This window comes from Rhodococcus sp. HNM0569 (assembly GCF_012726205.1).
Taxonomy (GTDB): domain Bacteria; phylum Actinomycetota; class Actinomycetes; order Mycobacteriales; family Mycobacteriaceae; genus Rhodococcus_F.
This window is the reverse complement of sequence record NZ_JAASAE010000018.1, coordinates 65,720-72,240: the sequence shown is the minus strand read 5'-3', so window position 1 is coordinate 72,240 and position 6,521 is coordinate 65,720. Positions and strand designations below refer to the sequence as shown.

Genomic DNA, 6,521 nt, shown 5'->3' with positions numbered 1-6,521 from the left:
CGGGTGCGCCCGCGGCGCCGCGGCCCCAGCCTTCGGGCGCCGCAGCAGGTGCACCGATGACGCCGGTCGTGACACCGGCCACCGCGCCGGAGCGGGCACCCGCGGCGCTCGTCGAGGCGGCGCCCGCCGCGCCGCCGAGCCCGCCGAGCATGGGCGCGGCACCGCCGAGCGCCGACATCGAGTTGCCGCTCGCTGCGCTGGCCGCGGCCGACCCGATGTTGGTGGCCGCCGACGTGGCGGTGGACACCGTGGTACCCGCGACCTGGGAAGCCTGCGACGCGGCCGTCGTGACCGCCGGGTTCTGGCCTGCGGCCATGGCTGCGGCCGACGCGGCCTTGATCGGGTCGCGCTCCCAGTCGGACAGCTCGTCGAAGTCCGACGAGTCCGAGTCGCCGTCGGGCGTGGTGACGATGCGCGGAGGTGTGCGGAAGGTGCGCTGCACCGCGAGGATGTTCGACGCGGCCTCGTAGCTCTCCATGACGATGCCCGCACGGATGTCCATCGCGCGGTCGGCCGCCTCGGCCGCGGCGGCGGTGCCGTTGAGCGCGCCGCCCGTGCTGTACGCGGTGGTCTTCGCGGTCTTGACCGCGACGATCTCGGGCAGACTCGGCATCACGAGCTGCGCCGTCGTGTACGCGGTGGCCTGCAGGCCCGCCTTGGTGGCGGTGTCGGCGGCGACCTCGGCGCACTCCGCGGTCCACAACGTGAACGGTGTGATCTTCGCGATCGCCGCGGCGGCGGCCACGCCCTGCCAGCCCACACCCAGTTCTGCCGTGACGCGCAGCAATGTCGCATTGGCGTCGGCGAATGCGGTGGCGAGACCGGTCCACGCCGCGCTCGCGGTGCTGAGCGGCACCGGGCCGGCACCCGCGCTGAGCGTGGTCGAGTTGACGGTGGCGCCACGCGGCAGCCAGATGACGCCGGTCAATCCCATGGTCATGGTGTTCTCCCCCAGGAAGTGGTGTGCGAGCTGATCGTGACTGCTGCGGCCGCGCGGCGGACGGTCACATCTGTGCCGACAGGTTGGCGCCGGTGACGGCGTCCTGGGCTGCGTACTGGGCAGCCTGCCTGCGGAGCGTGTCGGCGGTGGCGCGCAGCTCGGCGATCGCCTGCGCGGACGCGGGCGCGAAGGATGCAGCGACCGTGTGGAAATAGCGCGCGGTGAGCACCGACACCTCTTCGCTGCCCGAGGGGAGGGGACGCAATGCCGGAGTGGCGGTGGCGACCGCGGTCTCGAGTCGCGCCGCGAGAAGATCGAGTTCCACGGCGGCAGCGACGAGCGCCTCCGGATGTACCTGCAAAATCGGCATGTCGTGCGACTCCTCCCACCCGGCGGGTCGGAGTGGTGTGCTCCCCCCGCGACAACACGTGCACATGAACTGACGCAGTTACGTGCTCTTCGGTTCCCCCGCCCCCACGACGTCACACGGTGACGCACCACGATCATGCGATGCGGCGCCACGCGGCACGTGGAGAACCATCATCCCCACCCGAGCTCGTGCAGGCGATCTTCGTCGATCCCGAAGTAGTGCGCAACCTCGTGGATGACCGTGACCGCCACCTCGTGGACGACCTCCTCTTCGGTGCTGCAGATGTCGAGCAGGGCGTCCCGGTAGATCGTAATGGTATCGGGCAGCGAACCTGCATAGTGGCTGTCCCGTTCCGTGAGCGCGACACCGTGGTAGAGCCCGAGCAGATGCGGATCCTCGTCGTCGCGGTCGTCCACGAGGACCACGACGTTGTCGATCGCGGACGCGAGCGGGCCGGGGATGAGGTCGAGCGCCTCGCCGACGAGCTCGTCGAACCGCTCCGGCGTCATGTGGACACGATGCTCGGGCATGGGTGTGCTCGTCCTCTTCTCGACGGAAAACCGGGTCGCCGTCCATCATGCCGCCCTGCCAGACTGAGCGGCATGGACGGAGCGGGCGGTATGGACGGACATGTGGTCACCGATGCCGCGGAGTTGCGCGCACTCGTCGGCGAGCCGACCGAGCGGGCGAAGGGCAAGACCCGGCCCGCGCTGTCCGCCATGCATCTCGAGTTCCTCGCACGCTCCCCGCTCGCGATGATCGCGACGTGCGACGCCGACGGCAACATGGACGTCTCGCCGAAGGGCGACCCACCGGGATTCGCGCACGTGCTCGACGAGACGCACCTCGCCGTGCCCGAACGGCCCGGCAACAAGCGCATGGACGGCTTCCACAATGTGCTGACCGACCCGCGTGTCGCGACGCTGTGGCTCGTCCCGGGCCGCGGCGACACGCTTCGCATCAACGGCCGGGCGCGCATCGTGCGCGACGCGTCGTACTTCGATCGATGCGTCGTGAAGGGCCACCGCCCGTCGCTCGCGCTGGAGATCGAGGTGCAGCAGGTGTTCTTCCACTGCTCGAAGGCGTTCATGCGTTCGCGCGCGTGGGAGCCCGAGTCGTGGAACGTCGAGGGCCTGCCGTCACCCGCGCAGATCGCGAAGGCGTTCGCACCGGACGCGTCGCTCGCCGAACTCGAGGAGTACTACACCGGGCCCGGCTACGCCGAGAGTATGTACCGCGGGCGCTGACGAGGAGTCAGCCGCCGATGGGTGCGGCGCCGGGCAGCGGCACGGGCGTGGCGCGGCCCTCGCCGACCGGGGGCGGCGGCACAGGGGCCTCGCCGTTGATCAGGATGTCGCCCTTCGCGCTGCCGGTGATCGAGGCGAAACCGCCGGTGTCGAGTTCCTTGCCGACCGAACAGTTGATCTGCCTGCTGCCCGCGAGCCAGCTGTCGAGGTCGAGGTTGTCCCAGAACAGTGTCAATGTCTTGTTGCGCAGCGCGTCGGCCGCGCCGAGATACTCGTTCGACGCTTGTGTGCACACGTCCTTGAGGAACGCGTCCTGGTCCTCGACCGACGGCATCCCGCCGGTGAAATGGGTGCCCATGTCGACAGTCGAGATCACCTCGTACGCGTGCGACTCGGCGCAGTCCACGGGGTCGCTCGGCACGTTCTGGTTGATTCCGATACACGTACCCGGCGGCCACACGTTCGACTGGTCGGATTCGCGCACCGAGCCGGTGGACGGCAGCAGCGTCCCCGTCGTACTCGAGAACTGCAGGCCGCAGCGCAACGTGCGATCGCCGTCGGCCCAACCCTGTTCGCTCGGGAACATGAGACCGACGCTGTACTTGCCGTGCGGGTCGAACCGGCCGCCGAGGTAGTCCTCGACCGCGCCGACGCAGTGTTCGTCCCGGATGGACGCGAACCGCAGCGAACCCGGGAACCGGGAACCGGGACCGAACTCCGCGCCCGGGTAGACACTCAGATCCAGCGGCGCGACGACCTCGAACAGATGCTCCTCCGAGCAGTCGACGATCGCGACGTCCTGTCGGTCCTCGGCGGGGTCGTCCGACGGCGTCCAGTTCAGGCAGTCGCCCTGTTGCGCGGCGGCGAACTCGCTGTCGCCGCGTGACGACCCGCTGCCCGGCGCGGCGTTCTGACGCAGGTTGTCGTTGTCGCCGAAGCCGCCCGCGATCGCGATCGTCGCGATTGCGGCCACGACGGCGCCGACCGCGACGGCGATCAGGGCACGGCGCGTGGTGCGCGCCGACAGCGTGCGCGGCGGCGGACGCCTGCGCGACGGCTGGGGTTTCTCCTCGGACATCGCCTCCATCATGCCTGTCGGGTGGCCGGGTCGGCGACACCCGCTCGTGCGCGTCGCGGCGCGAGGACGCGTCCGGGGAGGTAATTTCGTGTCGGTGAGCACATCGTCCGACGCCCCGCGGCCCGGTTCGTCCGACGCCCCGCGACCCGAGCCTTCCGAGGCCGACGGCACCGACGAGCACGGCGTCGAGGAACTGGCCGCGCGCCTGTTCGAGGCGGCCAGAAACGGCGACGCCGTCACGCTCGCGGCGTACGTCGACGCCGGAGTCCCGGTGGATCTGTGCAACGACAAGGGCGACAGCCTGCTGATGCTCGCGGCCTATCACGGCCGTACCGACGTCGTGCAGGCGCTCGTCGACCGGGGCGCCGACGTCGATCGCCTCAACGACCGCGGCCAGGCGCCCGTCGCCGGTGCCCTGTTCAAGGGTGAGGACGACGTCGTGCGCGTCCTCGCGAGGGCGGGCGCCGATCCGTACGCGGGCCATCCGACCGCGGTCGACACGGCGCGCATGTTCGGGCGCGAAGATCTGCTTCCGCTGTTCGGTGTCGATCCCGAGACCGGGGAGCGCACCGAACCCTCGTAGTCGCCCAGCGTGCGCCGGGTAGGGTTCGACACGTGATCGACCTCAAGTTCGTCCGTGAGAATCCCGACGTCGTCCGCGAGTCGCAGCGCACCCGTGGTGAAGATCCCGCGCTGGTCGACGTGCTGCTCGAGGCCGACTCCGCGCGCCGTGCCGCGGTCGCCGAGGGCGACCGGCTGCGCGCCGAGCAGAAGGCTTTCGGCAAGAAGGTCGGTCAGGCGTCGCCCGACGAGCGGCCCGCGCTGCTCGAAGGGTCGAAGGAGCTCGCGGCGAAGGTCAAGGCCGCCGAGGCCGAGCAGAACACGGCGCAGGCCGCGCTCGACACGGCCCACCGCGCCATCTCGAACATCGTGCAGGCAGGCGCGCCCGCGGGCGGCGAGGACGACTTCGTCACGCTCGAGACGGTCGGCGAGGTGCCGTCGTTCGACTTCGAACCCAAGGACCATCTCGAACTGGGCGAGTCGCTCGGCCTGCTCGACATGGAACGCGGCGCGAAGGTGTCGGGCGCGCGGTTCTACTTCCTCACCGGCTACGGCGCGATGCTCCAGCTCGGCATGCTGCAGCTCGCGGCGCAGAAGGCGATCGCGAACGGCTTCACCCTCATGATCCCGCCCGTGCTCGTGCGGCCCGAGGTCATGGCGGGCACCGGTTTCCTCGGTGCGCACTCGGACGAGATCTACCACCTCGAAGAGGACGACCTGTATCTCGTCGGTACGTCGGAGGTGCCGCTCGCCGGGTATCACTCGGGCGAGATCATCGACCTCGCGACGGGTCCGAAGCGGTACGTCGGCTGGTCGTCGTGCTTCCGCCGCGAAGCGGGCAGCTACGGCAAGGACACGCGCGGCATCATCCGTGTGCACCAGTTCGACAAGGTCGAGATGTTCACCTACTGCCGGCCCGAGGACGCCGACGCCGAGCACCAGCGACTCCTCGGCTGGGAACGCGACATGCTCGCCGCGATCGACGTCCCGTACCGCGTGATCGACGTCGCGGGCGGCGACCTCGGTTCGTCGGCCGCGCGCAAGTTCGACTGCGAAGCGTGGGTGCCTACCCAGCAGACCTACCGTGAGCTGACGTCGACGTCGAACTGCACCACCTTCCAGGCCCGCCGCCTCGGCGTGCGCTACCGCGACGAGAACGGGAAGCCGCAGACCGCCGCCACCCTCAACGGCACCCTGGCCACCACCCGCTGGCTCGTCGCGATCCTCGAGAACCACCAGCAGGCCGACGGCTCCGTCGTCGTGCCCGAGGCGCTGCGGCCGTTCGTCGGTGTCGAGGTGCTGCGCAAGCCCTGAGCTGCTGCGCAAGCTCTGACGCTTGTCGCATGCCCCCGAAGTGAAACTTTTGGCAAGGGTACCCTTGCATCGCGTGAGAAATGATGTAACCCTTACCTAATCTCGCGTTGTTGTAAGGAGTTCGTGTCATGTTCGTGTGCATCTGCAGGGCGATCACCGAGTCCGAGGTTCACGAGCACATGAGCGACGGCTGCGACAGCGCAGATGCGATCGGCGAACGCTGCGGCGCCGGCTGGGGCTGCGGCACATGCGTCGATCGGTTGAACGAGCTCCTCGTCGAAAGGTCCGCACTCGGGCGCAGCGCCGCCTGACAACTCCACACATCCACCACGGCAGCACACGACAGAGCGCTGTGCGCCGTCGGCTCCGGCCGATGTGCGTCTTTGCGCTGCGTGTGAGTGTGATGGGTGTTACGGTCGCCCCAGACACGGGCGATCGGAGGAGCCATGCGCGGCGACCAGGAAGTCATCGATCTACTCAACGAGCAGCTCACGAGCGAGCTCACTGCCATCAATCAGTATTTTCTGCACTCGAAGATGCAGGCGAACTGGGGATTCACCGAGCTCGCGGACAAGACGCGTGAAGAATCCATCGAAGAGATGACGCACGCCGAGATCCTCACCGATCGCATCCTGTTCCTCGAGGCACTGCCCAACTACCAGCGGATTCTGCCGCTGCGTATCGGTCAGGACCTCCCCGAGCAGTTCCGCTCGGACCTCGCGATCGAACTCGAAGTGGTCGACCGGCTGCGGCCCGGCATCAAGATGTGCCGCGACAAGGGCGACATCACGTCCGCCAAGCTGCTCGAGTCCATCCTCAAGGACGAGGAAGGCCACATCGACTACCTCGAGACTCAGCTCGAACTCATCGAGAAGCTGGGTCTGCAGCTCTACATGGCGAAGGCCGTCGCGACACCACCCACCGTCGGCTGACCGCCACGCTTTCCACGTCCGGCTCCGCCGCGAACAGGCTGGTCCTGGGCGCGGACGCGGGCCATACTGGATGCATGCC

The 6,521-nt window shown here is 69.0% G+C and carries 9 protein-coding genes; 5 read left to right on the top strand and 4 right to left on the bottom strand.

The features are described 5' to 3' along the window. From HCA44_RS18770 to HCA44_RS18760, 3 genes are all read right to left on the bottom strand, one after another. On the bottom strand, window positions 1-940 hold a 940-nt coding region (locus tag HCA44_RS18770; RefSeq protein WP_169650840.1), incomplete at its 3' end, for a PPE domain-containing protein. Between the two features lie 64 nt (window positions 941-1,004). After that, entirely contained in the window at window positions 1,005-1,310 is a 306-nt protein-coding gene (locus HCA44_RS18765) for a PE family protein (RefSeq protein WP_169650839.1), read from the bottom strand. Window positions 1,311-1,480: 170 nt separating this feature from the next. Continuing rightward, entirely contained in the window at window positions 1,481-1,840 is a 360-nt protein-coding gene (locus HCA44_RS18760; protein ID WP_240945640.1) for a metallopeptidase family protein, read from the bottom strand. Between the two features lie 72 nt (window positions 1,841-1,912). Between HCA44_RS18760 and HCA44_RS18755 the strand changes: the two genes are divergently transcribed. Next, entirely contained in the window at window positions 1,913-2,557 is a 645-nt protein-coding gene (locus HCA44_RS18755; protein ID WP_169650838.1) for a pyridoxamine 5'-phosphate oxidase family protein, read from the top strand. A 7-nt stretch (window positions 2,558-2,564) separates the two neighbouring features. Here HCA44_RS18755 and HCA44_RS18750 read toward each other — a convergent pair whose 3' ends face one another. Further along, entirely contained in the window at window positions 2,565-3,644 is a 1,080-nt protein-coding gene (locus HCA44_RS18750) for a septum formation family protein (RefSeq protein ID WP_169650851.1), read from the bottom strand. Window positions 3,645-3,828: 184 nt separating this feature from the next. Here HCA44_RS18750 and HCA44_RS18745 point away from each other — a divergent pair, with 184 nt between their 5' ends. The 4 genes from HCA44_RS18745 to bfr all read left to right on the top strand — a co-directional run bounded on the left by HCA44_RS18745 (window position 3,829) and on the right by bfr (window position 6,442). Continuing rightward, complete coding sequence (locus tag HCA44_RS18745) at window positions 3,829-4,218, top strand: ankyrin repeat domain-containing protein (protein ID WP_240945650.1); 390 nt, start codon at window positions 3,829-3,831, stop codon at window positions 4,216-4,218. Between the two features lie 32 nt (window positions 4,219-4,250). Next, on the top strand, window positions 4,251-5,510 hold the full coding sequence (serS, locus tag HCA44_RS18740; RefSeq protein ID WP_169650836.1) for a serine--tRNA ligase: 1,260 nt from the start codon (window positions 4,251-4,253) through the stop codon (window positions 5,508-5,510). Window positions 5,511-5,638: 128 nt separating this feature from the next. Next, window positions 5,639-5,821 carry a (2Fe-2S)-binding protein gene (locus tag HCA44_RS18735; RefSeq protein ID WP_169650835.1) on the top strand — a complete coding sequence of 61 codons (183 nt, stop codon included), beginning with the start codon at window positions 5,639-5,641 and terminating at the stop codon, window positions 5,819-5,821. Between the two features lie 135 nt (window positions 5,822-5,956). Further along, the gene (gene bfr, locus HCA44_RS18730) at window positions 5,957-6,442 is read left to right on the top strand and encodes a bacterioferritin (protein ID WP_169650834.1); all 486 of its coding nucleotides are present in this window, start codon (window positions 5,957-5,959) and stop codon (window positions 6,440-6,442) included. Window positions 6,443-6,521: the final 79 nt, after the last annotated feature.

Excerpts from the sequence above, each read along its gene's own strand:
- HCA44_RS18735 (WP_169650835.1), top strand. The coding sequence starts at position 5,639 with ATGTTCGTGTGCATCTGCAGGGCGATCACCGAGTCCGAGGTTCACGAG.
- HCA44_RS18750 (WP_169650851.1), bottom strand. The coding sequence starts at position 3,644 with ATGGAGGCGATGTCCGAGGAGAAACCCCAGCCGTCGCGCAGGCGTCCG.
- bfr (WP_169650834.1), top strand. The coding sequence starts at position 5,957 with ATGCGCGGCGACCAGGAAGTCATCGATCTACTCAACGAGCAGCTCACG.
- HCA44_RS18760 (WP_240945640.1), bottom strand. The coding sequence starts at position 1,840 with ATGCCCGAGCATCGTGTCCACATGACGCCGGAGCGGTTCGACGAGCTC.
- HCA44_RS18765 (WP_169650839.1), bottom strand. The coding sequence starts at position 1,310 with ATGCCGATTTTGCAGGTACATCCGGAGGCGCTCGTCGCTGCCGCCGTG.
- HCA44_RS18755 (WP_169650838.1), top strand. The coding sequence starts at position 1,913 with ATGGACGGAGCGGGCGGTATGGACGGACATGTGGTCACCGATGCCGCG.